We start from the raw sequence: 24,098 nt of genomic DNA, 5'->3' as shown, positions 1-24,098 counted from the left end.
ATGACAATAGTGTAAAATTCTATATAGTCGCCATTTTTAAATACATTTGTAATGAAAAACTTTTGACAATGGATTTCCAGATACAATATCTCACACCGGATATCAAGCTTTCCAGTTATGACGATAAACTGTTCAAAACGGAAACGGTTTTTGAATACCATATGTTGGTCTGGTTCATATCAGGAGAAACAAAAATTATCCAGGCAGATAAAACCTATTTATTTAAGGCAGGAGATATTTTTCTGATTCCAAGAAATCATCTTGCTACCATTATCAATTATCCGAAAGACGGGCTGCCACATAAGGCTGTAGTGATGCATCTTACGACAGAGCGCCTCAGAGATTTTTACAGTTCTGTTGATCATCAAAAGAAAAACAGCCAGCGGGACTCCAGTATCCACAGTTTCAGCAGCCATCCGCTTCTGAAGAGCTGTCTTAGCTCACTCATTCCTTATTTTGAAATTGAAGGGCCATTTCCTGAAAATATTGCTCATTTAAAGATCACTGAAGCCATCAGTATTTTAAGGGAAATTGATCCGGATATTGATGCTGTACTTGCTGATTTTGATGAGCCGGGAAAAGTGGACCTGATTAATTTTATGGAAAAGAATTATATGTTCAATATGCCTCTGGAACGATTTGGATATCTCACAGGAAGAAACTTATCTACGTTCAACCGGGATTTCAGAAGAATTTTTCAGACCACTCCACAACGGTGGCTTACCCAAAAGCGCCTGGAACTGGCCTATTATCATTTGTCAGAAAAGAATAAAAAACCTTCCGATGTTTTTCTGGAAGTGGGTTTTGAAGATCTGTCACATTTTTCGCATGCTTTTAAAAAACAGTATGGGTTTGCACCTTCACTGGCAAGATAAAAAAAGGTTGTACTGATGGGTACAACCTTTTTATTTATAGTGAAAATAATTTCCTAGATAAACAACCCTGACTTAAAATAAATACACATAACCACAGAAATGAAAAACGCAATAATTGAACAGCTGAAAAGAAGCATCTTCAACAGTGTTTTAAAATAATAAACCTTCATCACATACAGAACAAAAAATACCAAAAACGAAATTCCGGTTCCTATTAAAGACATTACAAATAAAGTTTGTATATAATTTTGCGCCGGTAAAGGATCTTTAAAAACAATAAAAAACAAAAATACTGCGAATGTTAGCGCCACCGCACTTACCTTCTCTGTGAAATATCTGGATTTTTTTGATTCTTTCTTTTGAGGTTTTTCATCATAATTTAAACTTTTCCTGTAAGAAGAAGTTGAACCTGACGGATCAGAGGAGCTAAACAACCTCAGAGCATCCACAATGATATCAAATACTTCTAGAAAATTCCACGACATTAATCTCAGAGATTATTAATTATTACCTTCCAGCTTATGTACTTTCTTTGTGCCTTCATACATTTCGTACTGTAAAAATCTTGTTTCCAGTTTTCCGTTGAAAAGTTTGATTTTTCTGGAAGGACGCAATCCTATTTTCTTCACAGCTTCCAGGTCAGAAGAGATCAGCCATGCCAGTGTATTCGGATAATTTGTTTTAAAGGTATCTCCGATCTTTTTGTAGAAGTCATCATCATTAATGGAGATTCTCTCATCGTATGGTGGGTTGAATACCATTAATAACGGGAAAAGCTCTTTTTTGGAATCAAAGAAGTTTTGTTTTTTAATCTCAATAACATCTTCCATTTCCGCTGCCTCCACATTCATCCTTGCAGCATTCAGCATTCTTGCATCAATATCGTATCCTACAATTTTCCCGTCAAACTGTTTGATTCTGTTTACTCTGAATTCTTTGATCTTTGCAAACAGATCGGCATCGTAGTTATTCCAGTTCTGGAACCCGAATCTCTTTCTGAAAATCTGTGCCGGAAGATCCATCGCGATCATCGCAGCTTCAATCAGCAATGTTCCCGAGCCACACATCGGATCAAGAAAATTTCCCTTTCCGTCCCAGCCTGCCAGCTGAAGCATTCCGCTTGCCAGAACTTCATTGATAGGTGCTTCCCCCTGCTCTCTTCTGTAGCCTCTTTTAAATAAAGGGTCTCCGGAAGAATCCATGGAAATCATCACCAGCTCCCGGTCAATATGAAGATGGAATTTAATATCCGGATTTCTCGTTTCCACATTCGGACGTCTTTTGAATTTTTCCTGGAAATAATCTACGATAGCATCCTTCATTTTCAGAGTCACAAACTGAGAATGTTTGAATGTTTCAGAGTTTACCGTTGCATCAATGGAGAAAGACTGGTCCACATCCATAAAATTATCCCATTCAAATTTGAATAACCTGTCATAGAACTGATGCTGATTAAAAGCCTTGAACTCATGAATGGGCACCAGTATTTTCAATGCCGTTCTTGCAGAATAATTGATTTTATAAAGAAAACCAAGATCTCCTTCACAATTTACCGCCCTGTTCTTGATTTCAACATTTCTTCCCCCTAATTTCTTGATTTCTTCTGCCAGAATCTGTTCCAATCCGAAGAATGTTTTTATCTGTATTTTTATATTTTCTGTATCCATACGTATAAATTAAAAGATTTAAAGCTTTAAAAATTAAAAGATTAGCTATCCAATTTCTAGCCTAATTGAATTTTTCAATCTCTTAATGTTGTAAAATACTTTGCTTTTAACCGCACAAATTTAACTATTTTTGCGTTATGGAATGGTTTGAATCTTGGTTTGATACCCCTTATTATCATTTGCTTTACAGCAACAGAGACTATACTGAAGCTGAAAACTTCATTACAAAGCTCACTGCGGATCTCCAGCTTCCGCCTCAGTCGAAAATCATAGATCTTGCCTGCGGTAAGGGAAGACACTCGGTTTTCCTCAACAAATTAGGGTATGATGTTTTGGGACTGGACCTTTCAAGACAAAGTATTGAATCTGACAAACAGTATGAAAATCAAACCCTGCTTTTTGAAGTTCATGATATGAGAAACCCGATTGATGCAGATCCTATGGATGCGGTATTCAATTTATTTACGAGTTTTGGGTATTTTGACAATGAAAACGATGACAAAAAGGTATTTCAGTCGGTTTACAACGTTTTAAAACCGGGAGGATATTTTGTACTGGACTATCTGAATGAGGAATTTGTAAGAAATACTTTGGTTCCCGAAACCACGATTACCCGCGGGGATATTGAATTCAGAATCCTTAAGAAGATCGAAGGCAGGCATATCATCAAAGATATCCGTTTTGAAGCGGACGGTAAACCTTTTCATTTCTTTGAAAAAGTAAAGCTTCACACCTTGGAAGCCATTCACAGTTATGCTTCTGAATGTGGGTTTGAAAGAATAAAAATCTGGGGAGATTATCAGCTGAATGAATTTAAAAAAGAAAATTCCCCGCGATGCATCAATTTATTTAAAAAAAATAATGACAACAGTATTTTTACTGATTTTAAGTGTCGTAACAGGAGTATTTCTGGGAAAATACTTTGGTAAGAAAGAGAAACTGGCCAAAAACCTTCTGATATTAAGTGCCGGGTTTCTGATTACGATCTGTCTCAATGAAGTTTTTCCTCAGGTTTATACCTCATCGGGAAGCAGCAATCTTGGGATATTCGTCATCGCAGGAGTACTTCTTCAGATGATTCTGGAGGCTCTTACCAAAGGTTTTGAGCACGGACACTTCCATCATCATAATGAACATAACATTCTTCCCGTTGCTTTAATGGTGGGATTATTCATCCATGCTTTTATTGAAGGAATTCCTTTGGCTAATGAACAGCACGAGATGTCGCCTTACCTTTGGGGAATTGTATTTCACAATCTTCCCATATCATTCATTCTGGGAGCCTTTTTATTTAACAGAAAAGGAGAATCAAAAGCTTCCTCATCTTATCCCTCTATTCTCATTGTAGCCTTATTTGCACTGGCTTCTCCAATGGGAATGTTATTGGGGAATTATTTCAATCCCGATCTACAGCCTTATTTTCTAGCTGTTGTAGGCGGAATTTTCCTGCATATTTCATCCGTTATCATTTTTGAAAGCAATAAAAATCACAATATAGACTGGGTAAAAATCGGGCTGGTTGTTTTAGGTGTTTCACTTGCATTGATGATGCATCTTTTTCATCAGCATCCCACTGCTCATTCTCATTAAAAAAATAAAAAGCTCCGGAATCCGGAGCTTTTATTATATAGCTTATGTAAAGCTTAGAATTTCCATCCTAATGTAAGGAAGAAATTATTTCTGTTGTTTTTTACATTACTTACAGCATAATCCGGACTTTCTAAGATCTTACTTGAAGAATAATAAGATGAGTCAAAGTTATCTCCCATATATCCTCTCATAAAAGGGTTTACATATTTGGAAGAAATGTTCTGATAAGATGCATCAATGTAGAATGATTTGAAATCATATCCGATACCGAATGAAAGTGTATTTCTGTCACTTAGCATCAGATTGCTGTAAGATTCGTCACCTACAGTACCGGCATCATTAAACCTGCTGATTGTAAGGGCATCAAACGGACTTGACTGGTAAGAATAACCACCTCTCAGCCTGAACTGCTGTACTCTGTACTCAGCTCCTACTCTTACTTCCGAAAGGTTCTTGTAATTATCTTTAAAGAAGTCATTCAATTCTCTTTCTGCACTTCCATACACTTTGTAATCAGGTTTTGTAAGGCCAAGGGTATAATCTACGTTTAATGAGAAATTTTTACTTGCTACAAAAGCTGCACTCACAGTTGCTTTAAGCGGTGAAGTAAACTTTCTGTTTTCAGCACCCATATCATCTCCGTAAACAGGATCGTTGTAGAAATAATAATTTCTGTCTATTGTCCAGAATGTAGGCGTCTCAAGGGATGCTCCCACTCTGAAATTAGGGCTTAGCTTTCCAATCACCCCTAAGGAAGCTGAAAAACCTGAAGATCTTTCTGAATAAGGGGTATCCTGCTTACTGAATCCTTCCGTAGAATTATTTGTCAGGTTTCGGTAAAATAAGCTGTCATACTGATCCAGTGAGGCATTAAAGAAATTAAAACCTGCTCCTAAATATAAATTATGATTATAATTGGCCCCAACCCCAAAGCTCATCTTTGACAAATTACCATATCTTTCATAAATATGGCCTGCCAGCGCAGCATCTTTGGTGATATCATCCTTATCAAAAGCATACACGATATTATTATTTCCCGGAGACTGAATTACATTGTCCAGCGTCTGATTAGAAAAATTAATACCGATATTGATAAACTTCCATCCTGTTTCTGTCATCAAAGGAAAAGCAATGATTCCTCCGGCATTTCCAAGATCACCTTTCGTTTTGCTATAATCTATGGTAGCTCCCGCTAAAGAACTGCTGTTTTTATTTCCTAAAATAGATAAAGTTCCTGAAACCTCTCCTGAAATAGCTACTCCTAAACCTGCAGGGTTCGTAAGCAAAGAATTTGCATCACCACCCAGCGCACCATTAGCTCCAGCCATTGCATTAAACTTAGCTGACCCCACCATAGGAGTACTTGAGTAAACTTCTACAGTATTTCTTATCACAGAAACATCCTGAGCCTGCGCATAAAATGCAGCAGAAATACTCATTAATACTAAAGATTTTTTTAACATTATTTTTTTATAGTTTATTAGTTTGAACAATTATCTGAAGCCTCCTCTGCCTCCTCCGCCGGATCTCATTCCACCGCCGCCTGAAGAACCACCTCTGAAGCCTCCGCCTCCGCCATTGAAACCTCCGCTGGATCTGAAACCTCCGGAATCATTAGATCTGAAGCCTCCGTTATTATATCTTGGCTGTGGCTGCTGATAATTATAATTAGGTCTTGTTTGTGGTGCAGAATTACGGAATCCGCCGTTGGACTGAGTATTTCTGAAACCTCCTGAACTTCCGTTTCTGAAGCCTCCGGAGTTGCCTCTGAAGCCACCATTTGAGTTAGAGTCTCTGAATCCGCCGTTATTGGTGTTTCTGAATCCACCGTTTCCATTACTATTTCGGAATCCTGAGTTAGCTGTATTCGTTCTGTAAACTGCGTTGGCTACCCCTGTATTCTGGAATCCTCCTCCACTGATACCGCTTCTTCTGTAAACAGGCCTGTTGTAATAGCCGCCACCCCAGTAGCCTCCTCCGTATCCCCAATATGGGTTTCCGTAGTATCCCCCCCAGAATGGATCATAATATCCCCCCCAATAAGGAGAATAGCCCCAGTATGGACTTCCCCATCCGAAAGAGCCTCCCCAGCCCCATCCGAATGATCCGCCCCATCCCCAGGAAAGGCTTGCACCCCAGCCCCAGCCGCGGTTCCAGCCCCATCCCCAATATGGGCTATATCCACCATACCATCCCCACGGAGATCCCCACCCCCATGAGTTGTCATAGTAGTTCGTCTGAGAACCCGCATAAAGTCCCCAGTCGGAATCTGTAGCAGTGGTATTCCAATTTGGGTTGGTACCGCTCCAGTCATTATATCTGTTCTCCTGCTCACGGCTATTCGCCTGGGCATTCTGAATTACATTGGAATCCTGATAGTAGTCATAATATTCTCCTACTCTGTTTCCGCTATCATTGATGATAACTCCTTCAGGTAGCGTATCCTTATTGGGGTCGTAATACACCCCGTCTGTCTCGCTATACCCTCCCATCTGAGCACCACAAGACACAAGTAATAATCCGCCTGATATGGCTAAAATCCCTTTGGATCTTAGCAGACCAAGCAAATTTTTATGTATATTTCTTTTCATGATAACGTAAAAATTTTTAATTTAAATTATATTTGCAATCTGTACCAAAAATGTACCAAAATACCGGTAAAAAAATCTATCAAAAATAGATTTTTATTTTTAGATAACAATAATGTACAAAAGTTAAAAAAATTAAAAAAAATAATGGCAAAATTAACCTCAAGAAGCGAAGATTACAGCAAATGGTATAATGAGCTGGTTGTAAAAGCTGATTTAGCTGAAAACTCAGGCGTGCGTGGATGTATGGTGATCAAACCGTATGGCTATGCGATCTGGGAAAAAATGCGTGATGAAATGGATAAGAAGTTCAAGGAAACAGGTCACGTTAACGCATACTTCCCGCTTTTTGTGCCCAAGAGCTTATTTGAGGCAGAGGAAAAGAATGCAGAAGGTTTTGCAAAAGAATGCGCTGTTGTTACCCACTACAGATTAAAGACGGATCCGGATAACCCATCCAAGCTGATTGTGGACCCGGATGCAAAACTGGAAGAAGAGCTTATCGTTCGTCCTACTTCAGAAGCTATTATCTGGAACACATACAAAAACTGGATTCAGTCTTACAGAGACCTACCGATATTGATCAACCAATGGGCTAATGTTGTCCGTTGGGAAATGAGAACACGTCTTTTCCTAAGAACGGCTGAATTCTTATGGCAGGAAGGACACACTGCTCATGCTACAAAGGAGGAAGCCGTTGAAGAAGCAGAAAAGATGAATAAGGTATATGCAGATTTTGCAGAAAACTTCATGGCTATTCCTGTTATTCAGGGGTTAAAAACACCTTCTGAAAGATTTGCAGGAGCTGATGAAACGTATTGTATTGAAGCATTAATGCAGGATGGAAAAGCTTTACAAGCCGGAACTTCACACTTTCTGGGTCAGAATTTCGCGAAAGCATTTGATGTAAAATTCACCAACAAAGAAGGAAAAATTGAACATGCATGGGCAACATCATGGGGAACTTCAACCCGTCTGATGGGAGCATTGATTATGACACACTCTGATGATTTCGGATTGGTACTGCCTCCTACTCTTGCACCAATTCAGGTAGTAATAGTACCTATTTTCAAAGGGGAAGAGCAATTGGAACAAATCAGTGAGGTGGCTTTGGATATTCAGGCTAAACTGAGAGCAAAGGGAATTTCTGTGAAATTTGACAATGATACTCAGAACAAACCAGGATGGAAATTCGCAGAATACGAACTGAAAGGAGTTCCTGTAAGAATTGCTATGGGACCAAGAGACCTGGAGAACAGATCTGTGGAAATCGCAAGAAGAGATAACCTGACAAAAGAAGTTCGTTCTATTGAAGGACTTGATTCTTATATCGAAGATCTATTGAAAACTATTCAGCAGGATATTTACAACAAAGCATTTGAATTCAGAAAAAATAATATCACCAAGGTGGATACTTATGAAGAATTCAAGAAAGTCCTGGAAGAGAAAGGCGGATTTATCTATGCTCACTGGGATGGTACTGCTGAAGAAGAGGAACAGATCAAGGAAGAAACAAAGGCAACCATCAGATGTATTCCTTTGGATGATGATATAGAAGAAGGTACTTCACTGATTTCAGGAAAACCGTCTAAAAGACGTGTATTATTCGCAAAAGCTTATTAATAATTTTAATGATTTTAAAAATATTCATTAATTTTTAAAGAAATATTCAAAAAAAGGTGACATTTGGACGGATTTTTGTTTAAATTTATCTCAACATTAATCCAAAAAAATTTATTATTATGTCTTTAAATGTCATTGATTTAATTAAAGGACAATTAGGTCCCGCTTTGGTTTCACAGGCTGCATCGCAGTTTGGAGAAAGTGAATCCGGTATTTCTAAAGCAATTGGCGGATTATTACCTGCTGTAGTAGGAGGATTAGCCAATAATGCAGATAAGCCTGGCGTTGTGGATGCTATCACACAAGCCTCTTCAAGTGGAATTTTGGGAAATTTATTAGGCGGAGCGTCTAATAACCCTATTATTTCGAACTTGCTATCTTCAATATTTGGAGATAAAATAAGTGGACTGGTAAATTCCATTGCCAGTTTTTCAGGAGTGAGTAACACCACTGCAGGTTCTTTATTAAACCTGGTGACTGGAGCTACAGTAGGCACTGTTGGAAAATACGCAGCCGACAATAATCTGGGGGCTTCGGGTATTTCCAGCTTACTGAATGATCAGAAAGGCATTGTTTCTTCTTTGCTGCCTGCAGGTCTTTCTTTGGCATCCTTCGGATTAGGAGCTGAAAATTGGTTTGGACAGGCAAAAGAAACCGTTTCTTCAGTAACATCTACAGCTAAAGATAACATCGCTGAAAGTGTTGCTACAGCAAGAGAAAATGTTTCAGAAGGGGCAAGAGAAGTAAGAGAAAGATTTGAAAATAATAACAATAATAATCAAGGCGGAGGTTCAATCTGGAAATGGTTGCTTCCGCTTTTATTATTGATAGCTGCTGCTTATTTCTTATGGAAACAGTGTGAGAAAAAGCAGACAACAACAACCACTACCACTACGTCTGATTCAGCGGCAACCAGTTCAACTACTGATACAGCTGCAACTACAGGGACAGGAACTGCAACACCTGCACCGGCAACCGCTAAAACTGATGAAAACATTGACCTTAACGGTGTAATGTTAAAAGGTTACAAAGGCGGAATGGAAGACCAGATGATTTCATTCCTGAAATCCGGAGGTTACAAAAATGCGGCTGATGATGCAGCGTTGAAAGATAAGTGGTACGACTTCGATCACGTTAATTTCAAAATGGGAAGTTCTACCGAGCTTGAAGCAGGTTCACAAGGACAACTTGATAACCTTGTAGCTATCCTTAAAGCTTTCCCTGATGCAAAAATCAAAGTTGGAGGTTATACTGACAAAACAGGAAACGAAGCTTCTAACGTTAAATTATCTCAGGCAAGAGCTGATTATATCAAATCTGCCTTAGCTAAAGCAGGTGTTGGAGGTCAGGTACTTGGTGCTGAAGGCTACGGAAGTAAATTTGCCAAAGTTGATGCAAAAGCTTCTGACGCTGAAAGAGCTGCTGACAGAAAAATGTCTGTAAGATTTGCGAAATAATCTTTAGACTCAATAAAAATTAGATCCCGGAAAATAGTTTCCGGGATTTTTTTATCTCATGATTTTTCTGTTTACATTTATTTAATTAAATTTGTTAGCCATTTCTAACATTTATGAATTTCAATATAAAAAGCGCCTGGCGAAAAGATAAAACAAATCATTCCCTATCAGAGGTTTATTCATCCATCAAAGTACCCAAAAACGCAACTTTCTGGAGGAAATATCTTGCCTTTGCAGGACCAGGATTAATGATTGCTGTAGGCTATATGGATCCGGGAAACTGGGCAACGGATATTGCAGGAGGAGCTCAGTTTGGATATACACTTCTTTCAGTGATTCTTATCTCCAATATTTTTGCAATGGTTTTGCAGCACTTATCTGTGAAACTCGGAGTTGTTGCCGAAAGAGACCTTGCACAGGCGTGCAGGGACCACTTCAGCCCAACCACCAATTTTATTCTCTGGGTATTCTGTGAAATAGCGATTGCAGCCTGCGATCTCGCCGAAGTCATCGGGTCAGCGATTGCCTTAAACCTGTTATTCCATATTCCCCTGACCTGGGGTATTGTTATCACAACCGTAGATGTGTTAATTATCCTTTTGCTTCAGGCGAAAGGCTTCCGATGGATTGAGAGTATTGTAGGTGGACTTATATTCATTATTCTGGCTTGTTTCATGTATGAAATTGTTATTTCCAAGCCTGCGTTTAATGAAATTCTGGGAGGGCTGGTGCCACAAAAGGAAATTATTCAGAATCCTGCTATGCTTTATATTGCGATCGGGATTTTAGGAGCTACGGTAATGCCCCACAACCTGTATCTGCACAGCAGTATTGTACAGACCAGAGATTATGCCCGTGATACAGAAGGAAAAAAAGAAGCCATAAAGTTTGCCACTATAGACAGTACAGTTTCACTGATGCTGGCTTTCTTCATCAATGCAGCCATTCTTATTCTTGCAGCCGCTACATTTCATACAACCGGAAATGAACATGTTGCAGATATTCATGATGCCTACAAAATGCTGACTCCCATTTTAGGAGCTTCAATGGCAAGTATTGCCTTTGCTATTGCTTTGCTGGCATCCGGGCAAAACTCTACGCTGACAGGAACCCTTGCCGGTCAGATCGTGATGGAAGGATTTCTGAATATCAGATTAAAACCATGGCTTCGAAGACTGATCACAAGGCTTATTGCTGTAATTCCTGCACTTATTGTTGCTATACTTTACGGCGAGCAGGGAACAACAGAGTTATTGGTTTTAAGTCAGGTAATTCTATCTATGCAGTTAAGTTTTGCAGTGGTTCCATTGGTGATGTTCACCAACGATAAAGCCAAAATGGGCGAATTTGTCAATAAACCCTTTCTTAAAATCTGTGTATGGATTATTTCCATCATTATTATTGTTTTAAATTTGTATCTGCTCTACCAGACATTTACAGGGAAATAAAAAATACAGCTATAATTTTTAAATTGGCTATTGGACATTGTTAGGTCAATGGTCAATGATCAATTTTTGCTCCGCAAAGTCAATTTTTAATGCTGGACAATTACCAATTCACAAGCGAAGTGAATTGACTTCTTCAACATCGGCAAGTGAATCGTCAATGGTCAATTTTTGCTTTGCAAAGTAAATCTTTATCCAACGCTTATATAAATTCACAAGCGAAGCGAATTGACTTATCCACCATTCATCGCTGTTCATTTTTCTGCCTTAATGTCCAGCTTTCAGATTTGGCAGGTTCTTTGTCAAACAATCTGTAAATAAATATTGAATTATGGAAAACCAGGATATTAACGAAGAAAGCATCAATAATCAGGAAGAAAACAATGTTCAGAATGACGCAACATCTCAGGACAATGTGACAGCTACTCCTTCTGCAGAGGAACTTTTGGCAGAAGAAAAAGACCGTTACATCAGATTGTATGCTGAATTCGAGAATTATAAAAAAAGAACAAGCAAAGAGAAGATGGAATTCTTCCAGTATGCCAACCAGGAGATGATGGTTTCAATGTTAGGGGTTTTGGATGATTTTGAAAGAGCATTAAAAGAAATCGCTAAAAACGGAAATCCGTCTGATCTGCAGGGTGTAGAACTGATCTATCAGAAATTCAAGAATAAACTTACTGAAAAAGGCTTAAAAACAATGGAAGTAAAGGCTGGTGACAGCTTTGATGTTGATTTCCATGAAGCGATTACCCAAATCCCTGCTCCATCAGAAGATTTGAAAGGAAAGATCGTAGACGTTATTGAAACAGGATACACTTTAAATGATAAAGTAATCCGTTTTGCAAAAGTGGTAACAGGAAATTAAAATTCATAAATGATAAATGGTGAGTGATAATTGATGAATGTTTCACTTATTAGCTTTACAATATCTTTTATCATTTATCAACAATCAATTATAAAATTGTCATGTCAAAAAGAGATTATTACGAGGTTCTTGAGATCAGCAAATCTGCATCAGGCGACGAAATAAAAAAAGCATACCGTAAAATGGCTATTAAATATCACCCGGATAAAAACCCGGGAGATAAAGAAGCCGAAGAAAAATTTAAAGAAGCTGCTGAGGCTTACGAAGTTCTGAGCGACGATCAGAAACGTGCCAGATACGACCAGTTCGGACATGCCGGGATGGGTGGAAATGGTGGTTTCGGAGGCGGAGGCTTCGGAGGCGGAATGAACATGGAAGATATTTTCAGTCAGTTTGGAGATATTTTCGGTGGCGGTTTCGGAGGATTTGGTGGCGGCGGTGGCCGTCAGCAGGTGAAAGGTTCTAATTTAAGAATCAGGATCAAGCTGAACCTTGAGGAAATGGTAAACGGAACTCAAAAAACCATTAAAGTAAAAAAGATGAAGATGGCGGAAGGTGCCACTTCAAAAACGTGTCCTACCTGTAACGGTTCCGGTGTTCAGATAAAAGTAATGAATACTATGTTTGGCCAGATGCAGACACAGACTACCTGTGGTACATGTCAGGGAATCGGAAAAGTTGCCGATAAAATTCCTGCCGGTGCCAATGCGCAGGGTCTTGTTAAGGATGAAGAGGAAATTACAATCAATATTCCTGCAGGAGCAAGAGACGGTATCCAGCTGAATGTAAGAGGAAAAGGAAATGATGCGCCGTTCGGAGGAACTCCGGGGGATTTATTGGTAATCATAGAAGAGGAAGTAGACCAAACCATCAAGAGAGAAGGAGACAATCTTCACCAGGAGCTTTACGTTTCATTTGCTGAAGCCGCTTTGGGAACCAAAAAGGAGATCCCTACAGTAGGCGGAAAAGTAAAAATCACCGTTGATCCGGGAACACAGTCCGGAAAGATCTTAAGATTGGCAGGAAAAGGACTTCCAAGTATTGACAGCTATGGTAAAGGAGACATGTTCATCCACATCAATGTATGGACACCGCAGAAGCTTACCAAAGAGCAGAAAGATTTCTTTGAAAAGCAGATGTCCAGTGGAGAAATGGTTGCAGAGCCATCCGGAAAGGAAAAAACTTTTTTTGATAAAGTAAAAGATTTATTCAATTAATATAGAAAAAGAGACTTTTTACAAGTCTCTTTTTTTTCAAAGTTTTAACATCGAAAGGTTTTAAATTATATTTCAGCCACATCATAAAAAATCCTGCACCCTTTCCGGTACAGGATTTTTTGGTTATTTAATTCTAATTCTGTTTATTTTTTTGTCGCCAGAGAATAAATTGATTTTCCTAAAGTAAACACTGCTACTGCAGCAATCCCTCCTACAAGACCAAATGTAAACTCTTTCAGCATAGCCGGCCATGTTGGAAGCAATTCATGCAGGTAATGAATATTGTGGGCAAAAATACCGCCTGAAACCAGGATCAGAGCAACAGTTCCCACAATTCCCAGAAGTTTAATGATAACGGGCAATGCTTTTACCAATAAATGTCCGATCTTGGAAAAGAATCCTTTATCATGACTTTTTCTGATCAGGCTGAAACCGGCATCATCCATTCTCACGATCAATGCTACAATTCCGTATACCCCAACCGTTGCCAAAAATGATACAAATGTTACTGTTATGATCTGTGTAAGAAGCGGGTGCTCCTGCTGAATAACAGTTCCCAATGCAATAATTACAATCTCAATGGAAAGGATAAAATCCGTTCTGATGGCTGAGTTTATTTTCGCTTTTTCAGAGGCTTCGGAATTTTCTTCTTCATCACTTTCTTTGATAACTTCATGCCCTTTTTTGGAACGATGAAACAGGAATTCTATAATCTTTTCCACTCCTTCAAAGGCAAGATAGATTCCTCCTAAAATAAGAACCATTTCAATAGCCGGCTTATAGAGCCAGTTGAGCAGAAAAGCGATGGGAAGAATAATCAGTTTGTTGATAAATGATCCTTTGGTAATAGCCCACAGCACAGGAAGTTCTCTTGAAGAAAGAAAGCCTGTAGCTTTTTCTGCATTTACGGCCAGGTCATCTCCTAAAATTCCCGCTGTCTTTTGCGTAGCAATCTTACTGGTAACCGCTACATCATCCATCAATGCTGCAATATCATCTAAAATCGCAAAAAAGCCTGATGCCATATTTTAATAATTTTTTAATCTTTGTTAAGTTCAGCAAAAATAAATATTTAATTCCGTTTTTGAATTCATAATCTGACAATAATTTTGAAAATTATAAGATTGATTAAACAATGCATAGCCTTCAATATTTTATATCTTTGTTTAAAATCTATCCGATGGATGAAAACTGGGAAACCCAATTACAAAGTATATGGCTAAAACTTGGAACGATAAGCAACGAAGAGTTTATTCAGCAAATTGAAAATCATGTAGAATTGCTTACCATTACCGATTATCAGGCTATTGCCGATTTTGAAAGAGCCTGCGCTTTTGACTCCACCGGACACGAAAAGGAAGCAGAACCTTTGTACAGATCAGCATTGGATAAGGGATTAACCGGCTTACGAAGAAGGAGAGCAAGAATCCAGCTGGCAAGTACCTTAAGAAATAACGGAAAAACAGAGGAAAGCATCCGTATTTTAAGAGAAGAAAAAGCCAATTATTCTGATGAGCTGAATGATGCGGTAGATTCTTTTTTAGCACTGTCCCTTTCTTCAGCGGGAGCACATAAAGAAGCACTAGCCATAGCCCTGAAAGCAATTTCAAAACATTTGCCCAGATACAATAATTCTCTATCCCGATACGCTGAAAATCTATAACTTTCTTTACTGCTTAATTTTAACCGTTTTTAAAATCTGATACCATGCAACGTCAATTTCATATTTTAACTTTAGGAGGTTTGTTCTGCCTGTTCAGTACATTCTGTTCCGCTTTAAAAGCTCAGACACAGTCTGCTCTCAGCAATATCAGTCAGGAAAAGAAAAGAGAAGAAATAGACAGCATTATAAAAGCATATGCTACAATTAATAAATTTAATGGAACTGCTTTCATCCATTATCAGCACCAAAATATTTTTGAAAAGTCATACGGCTGGCAAGATGCAGAAAAAAAGATCCCCAACCAGAACAAAAGTGTGTATCAGATTGCTTCTTTAACCAAATCTTTCACAGCTCTGATGATCGTAAAACTTAATGAAGATGGAAAACTGTCTTTTAAGGATCCGATCTCAAAATTTATTGCCGATTATCCAAGAGGAAATGAAATTACTATTGAACATCTCCTTACCCATACCTCCGGAATTTATGAAGTATTACGCAATAAAGAATATTTCAGTCTTCTTCATACCGGAAAGACTATTGATAAAGATAAAGAGCTTTCTTTTTTTAAGAATGAGCCTCTGGATTTTGAACCCGGCACTCAGTTTTCGTATACCAATTCAGGATATATTTTATTGGGGCTTATCATTGAAAAATTAATGGGAACTTCCTATGAAAATGCAGTAAAAAAAATCATCTTAGATCCTCTGAAGATGACACATACCGGCTTTAATTATATGGCTTTGAAAAGTCCATATAAAACAGTTCCTTACTCTTATATTTCAAAAACAAAACAGGAAAAAACAGAAGTATGGAATTCTACATTAACCGGTCCTGCAGGACAGATTTACAGTACTGCTGAAGACCTTTACAATTATTATAAAGGACTCAGAGATTATAAAATTGTTTCCAAAGAATCATTTAAAAAAGCTACAACACCTTTTTTGAGCGGTTACGGCTATGGTTGGTTCATTGATGATCTTTACGGGAAAAAACTGATCAACCATGGTGGAAATATAGAAGGTTCCACAAGCTATTTTGCCATGCTTCCTGATGATGACCTGTGTATTATCCTTCTTAACAATATTACGAGTAAAAAACTGGAAAAAGCAGGCAATACAATTTTAGCCGCTATTTTAGGACAGCCTTACATACTTCCGCAACCTAAGAAAGAAGTAATATTGAGTCCTGACTTGTTGCAAAAATATGCAGGTAACTACGGACTTCCTGATAATAATGTTATTCATATTCTGTACAACAACGGCCAGCTTTTTATTCAGAACAATAATGGCCCTAAAGTAAGAATGCTCCCTGAAAAGGAGGATGCATTTTTCCTGGAGGATGATGACAGTGAGATTTCTTTTATTATAAAAAAGGAAGAAAAGGACATTATTACAATCAAAAAGGGACTTTCTTCAAAAACAGCAGAAAAGCTTAACTAAGCGTCCATGGCTTCTTAATCAATAGAATTTTTCGTAAATTTAATCAATGAAAAAACTCATTCTCAGGTATCATTTTTTCGTAATGGGATGCATTGGCTTCGTGCTGCAATCCTGCAATACGAAATTCAGAGTCTGGGTAGGCCCTGGAAGCCAGCAGAAAATCTATAATCTCAAATATGGTGAGCATAAAAGGCAGAAAATGGATGTCTTTCTTCCCAAAAATTATGCTGAAGATACTCCTGTCGTTCTTATCGTTCATGGTGGAGCCTGGACTTTAGGAAAAAAAGAGCATATGATCCAGATTCAGAAAATGCTTTTTGAAAACAGAATTCCAAGCATCAACATGAATTATAGATTGGTTTCTGCAAAGAAAAAAATCACTTATAAGCAACAGCTTGAGGATATTGGCCGGGTGATTGAAAAATTTAATTCACTCGCGGATAAAGCTCAGCTTCAACCCAATAATTATATTCTTTTGGGTGAGAGTGCCGGCGGGCATTTGGCTCTTCTTTACGGATACCAGCATCCCGAACAGATCAAAAAAATCATTTCACTAAGTGGACCAACAGATTTTTTCAGTTCGCAATATCTTAAATCATTTTATTCAAAATATACCTCTCCTACTATCCAGAAAGTGGTAGGTACCAAATTTGACCGCAGCAATGTTTCTAAAGCCTTTAAGGCAGCCAGCCCTATTGCGAATATTACCAATGTCCCTACACTGTTATTTCAGGGAAACAATGATGTGCTGGTCAATCAGCATCAGGGAATTGCCATGGACTCGGCGCTTACCCAAATGAATATTCCGCACAAATTTGTCTTTATGAAAGGAGCAGGGCATGCACCCAGATTCTTCAGTAAAAAGAAAAGAGACAGCATTATTTATCCTAATATCCTGGAGTGGATTAAAAAATAGTTATCTATTTAATCCAATAAATAAACTACTTCTTAAACAATTCGTTCATAAGAATCTTTTACATATCTGGCATAAAAAATTTTATCTGGTAGATATATCTAAAAAAACGCTATGTCCGCAAAGCAATTTTAAAGCTTATATTCTATCGATCGCAAAGACACTTCGTTTAGCAAGGTACATTACTTAGCTAAGTGAAGCGCCTCTGCGAACGAAAAGTAACGGATAACGATAATAACCTTGCAAGCTTTACGTGATAAAAAAAATTATATACACAAAAAAAGCCATCTCATGATTAAGACGGCTCTATATTTTTGATTGAATTATTTATTATTCAAAGTCCTGATCTTCGTATTTGGATAAATCTTCCTTTTTTCCGAAAACAAACTTGATGATTACCGGAAGTGTTGTTACCAATACGATAACGATGATGATATATTCCAGTTTCTCTTTTAAGTTGATTCCAAACTGTTCCATAAAGAGCTTATCCAGATAATGTCCTGCAAAGATCAGAATGAACGACCATAATACGGCACCGATAATATTATCTCTTAAAAATTCTTTTTTGTCCATCTTCACGATACCGGCTACAATTGGTGTAAATGTTCTTACAACTGGTAAAAACCTTGCCATAATCACTGCCAGTGCTCCGTGTTTTTCAAAGAAATCATGTGCCTGATAAAGATATTTCTTTTTGAAAAGCATTGAATCCGGTCTTTTATACAAAGCTGGTCCAGCCTTTCTTCCGAAATAATATCCCACTTCATTTCCAATAATGGCTGCAAGGGATACTCCTGAAGCCAGAAGTGTAGTATCAAGGAAATCGCTCCCTGTAGAGCCAAAAGTCTCTTTGATGATTTCAACGGCATAAATTCCTGAAACGAATAAAAGTGAATCTCCCGGCAGGAAAAATCCTACAAAAAGCCCTGTTTCAGCAAATACGATAAACAAAATAAGCCAAAACCCTCCCATTTTAATATAAAACTCAGGGTTTAATAAATCCTTCCAGCTATTGAAATCTTCCATAAATATCGATGAACAACAAAAATAGGTCTAAAATGTCTGAAACAAAAATTAATTATAAGATTTTAACTAAAATTCAAACATGATTTTTATAAGTCGAGGTCATCGTCGGAAACTGCCGTCCCATCGGCCATTAAGAATGCTTTCAGGAAAGGAGTGATATTACCGTTCATAACAGCATCCACATCTGACGTTTCATAGCCTGAGCGTACATCTTTTACCAGTTTGTAAGGGTGCATGACGTAATTTCTGATCTGGCTTCCCCACTCGATCTTCATTTTGTTGGCTTCTATCTCGTTTCTGGCTTTCATACGCTCTTCCAGTTCCATTTCGTAAAGTCTTGAACGAAGGAGCTGCATGGCTTTTTCTTTATTCTGAAGCTGGGAACGGGATTCGGAGTTTTCTATGATAATACCGGTTGGAGCGTGACGAAGACGTACTGCTGTTTCCACCTTGTTTACGTTCTGCCCTCCGGCTCCGGAAGCTCTCATGGTTTCAAAACTGATATCGGCAGGGTTGATATTGATCTCAATGGTATCATCCACCAAAGGATAAACATACACGGACACAAAGCTTGTATGACGCTTTGCATTACTGTCAAAAGGTGAAATTCTTACCAGTCTGTGCACACCGTTTTCTCCTTTCAGATATCCGAAAGCATATTCCCCTTCAATTTCAAGGGTTACGGTTTTCACTCCTGCCACATCACCTTCCTGGAAATTCAGTTCACGGATTTTATACCCCTGCTTTTCTGCCCACATCGTATACATTCTCATCAGCATAGATGCCCAGTCACAACTTTCTGTTCCTCCCGCTCCTGCTGTAATCTGAAGAACGGCAGAAAGCTCATCCCCTTCATTGGAAAGCATATTCTTGAATTCGAGGTCTTCAATTTTTTCCACCAATTGCGGAAATGTTTCATCCAGTTCTTTTTCAGAATCCGGATCTTCTTTGGCAAAGTCAGCCAACACCTGCAGATCTTCAAACTGTGTCTGAATCTCATCATAGCTTTCTACCCATTTTTTCTTGGAACGAAGCTGTTTTAAAAATGCTTCTGCCGTTTTTGGATTGTCCCAAAATTCAGGTGCTGCAGTTTTTTCATCATCATTGGCAATTTCAATCTTCTTTTTCTCAATCTGAAGATATCTGTGTAAATCTTCAATTCTGGATTGAACTTCTTTTATCTGGTCGTTGTTAATCACGAATGTTTCTTTTTTGCAAAAATAAGGAATTCTTTTAGAGTGGAGAGAGGCGGGGTTAAAGTTCCGGGTTTAAAGTTTTGGGTTCGAGGTTCGGGTTCCGGGGGCGGGACTCAGGTCTGAATTTAAAATTTATTTTTCTCTTATATTTATACTTTAAAACAGGTTAAATGGATATCAATGATTGGATTAATGAGCGTAAAGGAAATTTTGCTCAGTTAAAAAAGCTTATTATTTCAATGAATTTAATGCCCGGTCTTTCTAAAAACAGTTTTGACCACTTAACAGAAAAACTTCTTCAACAACTGGAAAAAGGATCTGATCAGGAAAAGCTGGAAAATATTATAGAAACTGAGTTGGGAGTCACTTATGGTCTTTACAGGTCTGAGTTTATTGCTGAAGACATTGCAAGAAATATTTTAAAGTGGTGGGAAAACAGCTAAATTACTCATTGATAATTTCAGCTTCAAAGCTTCTTCTAAGGTATTCTTTTGCTTGTTTACTTTCCGATTTGAACCCTGCCATAGTTAAAGCGTAGACAAACAGGAGCATACCCAGAGGAAGAAAAAGTTCTACCGATATTTCTTTTTCTCTTATAGCTCTTAGAGAAACACCCATGAAGAAAATCAGGGCAAATGAGCACCAGACTATTAAAAAAAAGAAGACAAATGCATGTAGTGACATGGTCACCTGTATCTGGGTTCCGTTATTTTCATTTTGAATTCTACCGTTTATCTGGGGAAGAAAAGAATTTCTATACTGTATCACTCTGCTTATTTCAAAGCTATTATTATTCACAGATCCTTCATAATCTTTTATATAATTCCTTCCCAAACCAAATTTTTTAGGTTCTACAAAACCGGAAAGTCTTGTTAAAACTTCCTGTTCAGATAAATTTGTTTTGTAGGTAATACGTTCAAATGGTAAGTATTTCATGAGTATCAACGTAGTATTTATATCATTTCTGCTATCATCTCACCAATTTTGGGGGCTAAAGCTACTCCCATTCCTGAAAGCCTTACGGCACAAAACTGTCTATCAGAAACCTGTTTTACAACAGGTGTTTTTTCCGGACCCATTGCCATTATTCCCGACCAGCGGAGCGCAATTTTAAAGTCTTTATAAGGAAGGATGACCTCTTTTAAAAAGTTTTCCAGGTGATTCTGTAGAAATTCTGTTGTTTCAAAAGCAGCGGTTTCTTCGGTTTTAAAGTCCTGATTTCTTCCACCGCCCAGCAATATCCTGTTTCCCAGATTTCTGAAATAATAATACCCTTCGTCATAATGAAAAGTTCCTTTAAGTTTTAATCCGTCTATCGGTTCTGTCAAAAGGACCTGTCCACGGGCTGGAACGATATTTTCTTTTTCCAAAAACTTTGAAGTGAAAGCATTGGTACAATAAATCACTTTCCTAGCTTTTACGGAAATATCGCCGGAAAGATGAACCTCAACATCTTCTGCTCTTTCTTCAATCTTCATGACTTCTGTTCCGAATAAAAACTCAACCTTCAGTTCATGACATTTTTCCAGCAGCTTTTGTAGCAGTTTTCCCGAATGAAGGCTTCCTTCACAGGGATTTTCAATCAGGAATTCAGATTTTCCAAGTCCGAATTCCTGTATTTTATCCTGTTTGAGACTGTACGTTTTATCCAGTCCGGTTATTGTTTTCAGCTTTTCATTAACAATATCGATATGAGTTAAAGGCTCTTCATTATTTACAATTTCATAGCCTCCTTCAAGTTCAAAATCAATTTCATCATTTTTAAAATAATGCTGAATTTTCTGAAGCCCGTCAAATCTCATTTTAACAAGCTGTAATGTTTTTGTCCAGCCCATTTTCTCGGAATCAGCAATGATTTCGGTAAGGCTTCCAAAACAGGCAAATCCCGCATTTCTTGTTGAAGCACCTAACGGAATAGCGTTTCTTTCAATAACTAAAACAGATTTTTCAGGATATTTCTCTTTGATAGCTATCGCAGTCCAAAGCCCTGAAAATCCGGCACCAATAATGATAATATTTCTTTTTCTGTAGAATGTATCCAGTTCCCAGATGCTGTTCATAAGTAATGAGTAATGAGTAATGAGTAATGAGTAATGGGTAATTTTTTATAAAACTTTAAACCTTAAACTTTAAACATTGAACAATTACCCTTTATCTCCCCCGTCATTATGTTGGAAACCGATGGCTCTTTGTGGTTCTTCCACTACTCTGTAGGTTTCCAGTTCATTTTTCAATGCCTGAATTCTGAACTGAAAATCATCAAAATTATTGATAATCACATCAGCCAGGAATCTTGCTACCTGATCAAGATATTCTTCAGTAAGCTTGGATCCTGCATCTCTTAAAGCACCGTTTAAAAGATTCTGGTCGATCTTCAGTTTTTCGTTTCTGGTTTTCTGGTAAAGATTTTTAATCCTTTTCTTTAGGCTTTGGGTAAAGTCGATCAGCATGGTATTGCTGAATGCCTTCATCTTTGAAGAGATCTCATGCCAGAAAGGAATTTTATCCGCTTTGTTGTTTTTAAGAATTTTATACAATAAAGAATCTTCCTCAAGTCCTCTGGTCATGGCATAAAGAATAATTTCTGAACGCTCAGAAGCATTAGGAGGAAAAACAGGAATCAGCACATCAAATCTTCCGGGTGCCAGAATTTCCTCATCAATTTCTGCCACAGAATTAGCTGAGCCCACCATCAGAACTCCTTCTTTTTCAAATTTGCTGATATAATGAAGAATAAGCTCCTGGGCTTCCAGATTACAGGAAGCAATATCCGTCTCTGCTTTTCGCTGCATCATAATTTCGTCAAAATCATCCATGAAAAGAAGCATTTTATTTTCCTTCATCATGCTCAGTAGAAAATCACTGAAATTAATTTCATTGCCATCAATTAATGAAGTTCCGAGATAATGTTTTTTAACTTCTTTAAACTGATATCCGATGATTTCAGCAATTTTGTTGGCCCAGAATATCTTACCGCTACCTGGAGGTCCGTACAGAATAATTCCTGCTGGTTTGTTGATTCCCCAGTCTTTGATCTGTTGCGGGTTAAGGAACGGTTCCAAAACGCTGGAAGTATAAAAAAACAGGTCCCTGTATCCTATGAAATCTCTTTGCTGCAGACTGGTTTTATGCCCGAAATAATCATACACAAACTGATAGTTTCCTCCCAGCTTATTATCAATTCCATAACTTGATACAGAAGATTTGAAAAAACCGTTGTCGAAAATATTGAGGTTATTATCTTTGATGACCTTTTCAACCTTGTCCTTTGGCTGCTTGATCACTTCTGCAATCTGTTCCAGGGTCTTATTTTTATCAAGATCTTTTTCGTATAACCTTAGAAAATCTACATTTTCACGGGCAAATTTTTCAAAATCTTTTTTTACCTCAAAGTTGGTACTGATACAGTCTACCAGTTCAAGATCAAAATCCTGAATAAACTGTTTGATGGCTTCTGCAGATACATTTAATTCTTCTGCCAGTTCAATTAGCTTCATAACTGTTGATTAATTCTATCAAATTTAATGTATTTACCCTTAAATTAATATTGATTTTTGTTAATTCTGTAACATTCTCTAATTTATATAGACTACTACTATGTAAAACAAATTACATGGAAAAGATTTTATCAGTAAAAAATTTGACGAAGAAATTCAAAAGAGTTGTAGTCAACAATATTTCTTTTGACGTCGAAAAAGGCAATGTTTATGGGCTTCTGGGGCCTAATGGAAGTGGAAAATCCACAACTTTCGGAATGCTGCTTTCAACCATCAACCCTACCAGCGGCGACTGGTTCTGGTTTGGAAAAAAAGGGACTGATCCGGACACTTTAAAAAAGATCGGGGCTATTATTGAACAGCCTAACTTTTATCCTTACTTAAGTGCGGAAACCAACCTTAAGATTGTTGCAGAAATTAAAAACACTCCTTATTCAAGGATTGATGAAATTCTGAAAACCGTTAATCTGTACGAAAGAAGAAAAGATGCTTTCAAAACTTTTTCATTGGGAATGAAACAGCGCCTGGCCATTGCTTCTGCCATGCTGAACAATCCGGAAGTATTGATTTTAGATGAACCTACCAACGGGCTGGACCCCGAAGGGATCATACAGATCAGAGAAATCATCAGCGATATTGCCAAACAAGGCATCACCATCATTATTGCAAGCCATCTTCTGGATGAAATTGAAAAAATCTGCAGCCATGTAATTGTATTAAAAGAAGGAAATTCCATTTACTGCGGAAGAGTGGATGAAATGACCTCCAACAACGGGTATTTCGAATTAAAAGCTGACAACAACACTTTGCTTTTAAATGCTTTGAATGAACTTCAATGGTTCTCTTCCATCAATCAGGAGGGTGATCTTATCAAAGCTCAGATCCGTGATGATGCTTCTATTTCAGCTTCGGCAATGAATCAGAAGCTGGCAGAGAAAGGAATTTATCTTTCCCATCTGACGAAGAAAAAGCTGTCCCTTGAATCTCAATTCCTTGAACTTGTAAAAAACACGAATTAATCATGATAAAATTAT

22 protein-coding genes are annotated in these 24,098 nt (G+C 37.8%); 13 read left to right on the top strand and 9 right to left on the bottom strand.

Annotation, left to right across the window (positions count from 1 at the left end; translation table 11 throughout):
• Positions 1 to 68: 68 nt before the first annotated feature.
• Positions 69 to 875 (top strand): helix-turn-helix domain-containing protein, encoded by an 807-nt coding sequence (locus ACE3RB_RS13410; protein WP_374464667.1) that lies wholly within the window; start codon positions 69 to 71, stop codon positions 873 to 875.
• 500 nt (positions 876 to 1,375) lie between these two features.
• On the opposite strand, the gene ACE3RB_RS13405 is transcribed toward ACE3RB_RS13410, so the two are convergent.
• Complete coding sequence (locus ACE3RB_RS13405) at positions 1,376 to 2,542, bottom strand: class I SAM-dependent RNA methyltransferase (RefSeq protein WP_374464666.1); 1,167 nt, start codon at positions 2,540 to 2,542, stop codon at positions 1,376 to 1,378.
• 137 nt (positions 2,543 to 2,679) lie between these two features.
• On the opposite strand from ACE3RB_RS13405, the gene ACE3RB_RS13400 reads away from it, so the two are divergent.
• Both ACE3RB_RS13400 and ACE3RB_RS13395 read left to right on the top strand, forming a co-directional pair.
• Positions 2,680 to 3,471 carry a class I SAM-dependent methyltransferase gene (locus tag ACE3RB_RS13400; RefSeq protein WP_374464665.1) on the top strand — a complete coding sequence of 264 codons (792 nt, stop codon included), beginning with the start codon at positions 2,680 to 2,682 and terminating at the stop codon, positions 3,469 to 3,471.
• Positions 3,404 to 4,132 (top strand): ZIP family metal transporter, encoded by a 729-nt coding sequence (locus ACE3RB_RS13395; protein ID WP_332389116.1) that lies wholly within the window; start codon positions 3,404 to 3,406, stop codon positions 4,130 to 4,132. Before ACE3RB_RS13400 ends, ACE3RB_RS13395 begins: the two co-directional genes overlap by 68 nt.
• A 53-nt stretch (positions 4,133 to 4,185) precedes the next feature.
• Here ACE3RB_RS13395 and ACE3RB_RS13390 read toward each other — a convergent pair whose 3' ends face one another.
• Positions 4,186 to 5,571 carry an OmpP1/FadL family transporter gene (locus ACE3RB_RS13390; RefSeq protein WP_374464664.1) on the bottom strand — a complete coding sequence of 462 codons (1,386 nt, stop codon included), beginning with the start codon at positions 5,569 to 5,571 and terminating at the stop codon, positions 4,186 to 4,188.
• 54 nt (positions 5,572 to 5,625) lie between these two features.
• Complete coding sequence (locus ACE3RB_RS13385; protein WP_374464663.1) at positions 5,626 to 6,723, bottom strand: prolyl-tRNA synthetase; 1,098 nt, start codon at positions 6,721 to 6,723, stop codon at positions 5,626 to 5,628.
• 144 nt (positions 6,724 to 6,867) lie between these two features.
• Between ACE3RB_RS13385 and proS the strand changes: the two genes are divergently transcribed.
• From proS to dnaJ, 5 genes are all read left to right on the top strand, one after another.
• On the top strand, positions 6,868 to 8,343 hold the full coding sequence (gene proS, locus ACE3RB_RS13380) for a proline--tRNA ligase (protein WP_374464662.1): 1,476 nt from the start codon (positions 6,868 to 6,870) through the stop codon (positions 8,341 to 8,343).
• Positions 8,344 to 8,462: 119 nt separating this feature from the next.
• The gene (locus ACE3RB_RS13375) at positions 8,463 to 9,800 is read left to right on the top strand and encodes a DUF937 domain-containing protein (RefSeq protein WP_374464661.1); all 1,338 of its coding nucleotides are present in this window, start codon (positions 8,463 to 8,465) and stop codon (positions 9,798 to 9,800) included.
• A 113-nt stretch (positions 9,801 to 9,913) separates the two neighbouring features.
• Entirely contained in the window at positions 9,914 to 11,248 is a 1,335-nt protein-coding gene (locus tag ACE3RB_RS13370; protein WP_374464660.1) for an Nramp family divalent metal transporter, read from the top strand.
• 325 nt (positions 11,249 to 11,573) lie between these two features.
• Entirely contained in the window at positions 11,574 to 12,113 is a 540-nt protein-coding gene (locus ACE3RB_RS13365; RefSeq protein WP_374464683.1) for a nucleotide exchange factor GrpE, read from the top strand.
• A gap of 101 nt (positions 12,114 to 12,214) precedes the next feature.
• The gene (gene dnaJ, locus ACE3RB_RS13360) at positions 12,215 to 13,330 is read left to right on the top strand and encodes a molecular chaperone DnaJ (protein ID WP_002980784.1); all 1,116 of its coding nucleotides are present in this window, start codon (positions 12,215 to 12,217) and stop codon (positions 13,328 to 13,330) included.
• Between the two features lie 143 nt (positions 13,331 to 13,473).
• On the opposite strand, the gene ACE3RB_RS13355 is transcribed toward dnaJ, so the two are convergent.
• The gene (locus tag ACE3RB_RS13355) at positions 13,474 to 14,355 is read right to left on the bottom strand and encodes a DUF808 domain-containing protein (protein WP_374464659.1); all 882 of its coding nucleotides are present in this window, start codon (positions 14,353 to 14,355) and stop codon (positions 13,474 to 13,476) included.
• Between the two features lie 155 nt (positions 14,356 to 14,510).
• Here ACE3RB_RS13355 and ACE3RB_RS13350 point away from each other — a divergent pair, with 155 nt between their 5' ends.
• Genes ACE3RB_RS13350 through ACE3RB_RS13340 form a run of 3 tightly spaced genes read left to right on the top strand, consistent with a single transcriptional unit; the run spans position 14,511 to position 17,348 of the window.
• Positions 14,511 to 14,993 (top strand): tetratricopeptide repeat protein, encoded by a 483-nt coding sequence (locus ACE3RB_RS13350; RefSeq protein WP_374464658.1) that lies wholly within the window; start codon positions 14,511 to 14,513, stop codon positions 14,991 to 14,993.
• Between the two features lie 44 nt (positions 14,994 to 15,037).
• Complete coding sequence (locus tag ACE3RB_RS13345; RefSeq protein WP_374464657.1) at positions 15,038 to 16,432, top strand: serine hydrolase; 1,395 nt, start codon at positions 15,038 to 15,040, stop codon at positions 16,430 to 16,432.
• A gap of 46 nt (positions 16,433 to 16,478) precedes the next feature.
• On the top strand, positions 16,479 to 17,348 hold the full coding sequence (locus ACE3RB_RS13340) for an alpha/beta hydrolase (RefSeq protein ID WP_374464656.1): 870 nt from the start codon (positions 16,479 to 16,481) through the stop codon (positions 17,346 to 17,348).
• Between the two features lie 327 nt (positions 17,349 to 17,675).
• Here the strand turns inward: ACE3RB_RS13340 and ACE3RB_RS13335 are convergent, their stop codons facing one another.
• Positions 17,676 to 18,371: a DedA family protein gene (locus ACE3RB_RS13335; protein WP_002980792.1), complete on the bottom strand. Its 696-nt coding sequence runs from the start codon at positions 18,369 to 18,371 to the stop codon at positions 17,676 to 17,678.
• An 86-nt stretch (positions 18,372 to 18,457) separates the two neighbouring features.
• Positions 18,458 to 19,570: a peptide chain release factor 2 gene (prfB, locus tag ACE3RB_RS13330; RefSeq protein ID WP_374464655.1), complete on the bottom strand. Its 1,113-nt coding sequence runs from the start codon at positions 19,568 to 19,570 to the stop codon at positions 18,458 to 18,460.
• A 167-nt stretch (positions 19,571 to 19,737) separates the two neighbouring features.
• Between prfB and ACE3RB_RS13325 the strand changes: the two genes are divergently transcribed.
• On the top strand, positions 19,738 to 20,010 hold the full coding sequence (locus ACE3RB_RS13325) for a hypothetical protein (protein ID WP_374464654.1): 273 nt from the start codon (positions 19,738 to 19,740) through the stop codon (positions 20,008 to 20,010).
• A gap of 1 nt (position 20,011) precedes the next feature.
• Here the strand turns inward: ACE3RB_RS13325 and ACE3RB_RS13320 are convergent, their stop codons facing one another.
• From ACE3RB_RS13320 to ACE3RB_RS13310, 3 genes are all read right to left on the bottom strand, one after another.
• A complete protein-coding gene (locus tag ACE3RB_RS13320; protein ID WP_374464653.1) occupies positions 20,012 to 20,503 on the bottom strand; it encodes a hypothetical protein in 492 nt (163 codons plus the stop codon).
• Positions 20,504 to 20,520: 17 nt separating this feature from the next.
• Positions 20,521 to 21,627, bottom strand: coding sequence for an NAD(P)/FAD-dependent oxidoreductase (locus ACE3RB_RS13315; RefSeq protein ID WP_374464652.1), 1,107 nt, complete (start codon positions 21,625 to 21,627; stop codon positions 20,521 to 20,523).
• 84 nt (positions 21,628 to 21,711) lie between these two features.
• Positions 21,712 to 23,064: an AAA family ATPase gene (locus ACE3RB_RS13310; RefSeq protein ID WP_374464651.1), complete on the bottom strand. Its 1,353-nt coding sequence runs from the start codon at positions 23,062 to 23,064 to the stop codon at positions 21,712 to 21,714.
• 116 nt (positions 23,065 to 23,180) lie between these two features.
• Here ACE3RB_RS13310 and ACE3RB_RS13305 point away from each other — a divergent pair, with 116 nt between their 5' ends.
• Entirely contained in the window at positions 23,181 to 24,083 is a 903-nt protein-coding gene (locus ACE3RB_RS13305) for an ABC transporter ATP-binding protein (RefSeq protein ID WP_374464650.1), read from the top strand.
• The last annotated feature ends 15 nt before the right edge of the window (positions 24,084 to 24,098 follow it).

The sequence above is a fragment of the Chryseobacterium sp. genome (genome assembly GCF_041914225.1).
Classification (GTDB): Bacteria; Bacteroidota; Bacteroidia; order Flavobacteriales; family Weeksellaceae; genus Chryseobacterium.
The sequence above is the reverse complement of the archived record's forward strand: the minus strand, read 5'-3'. Positions and strand labels throughout refer to the sequence as shown.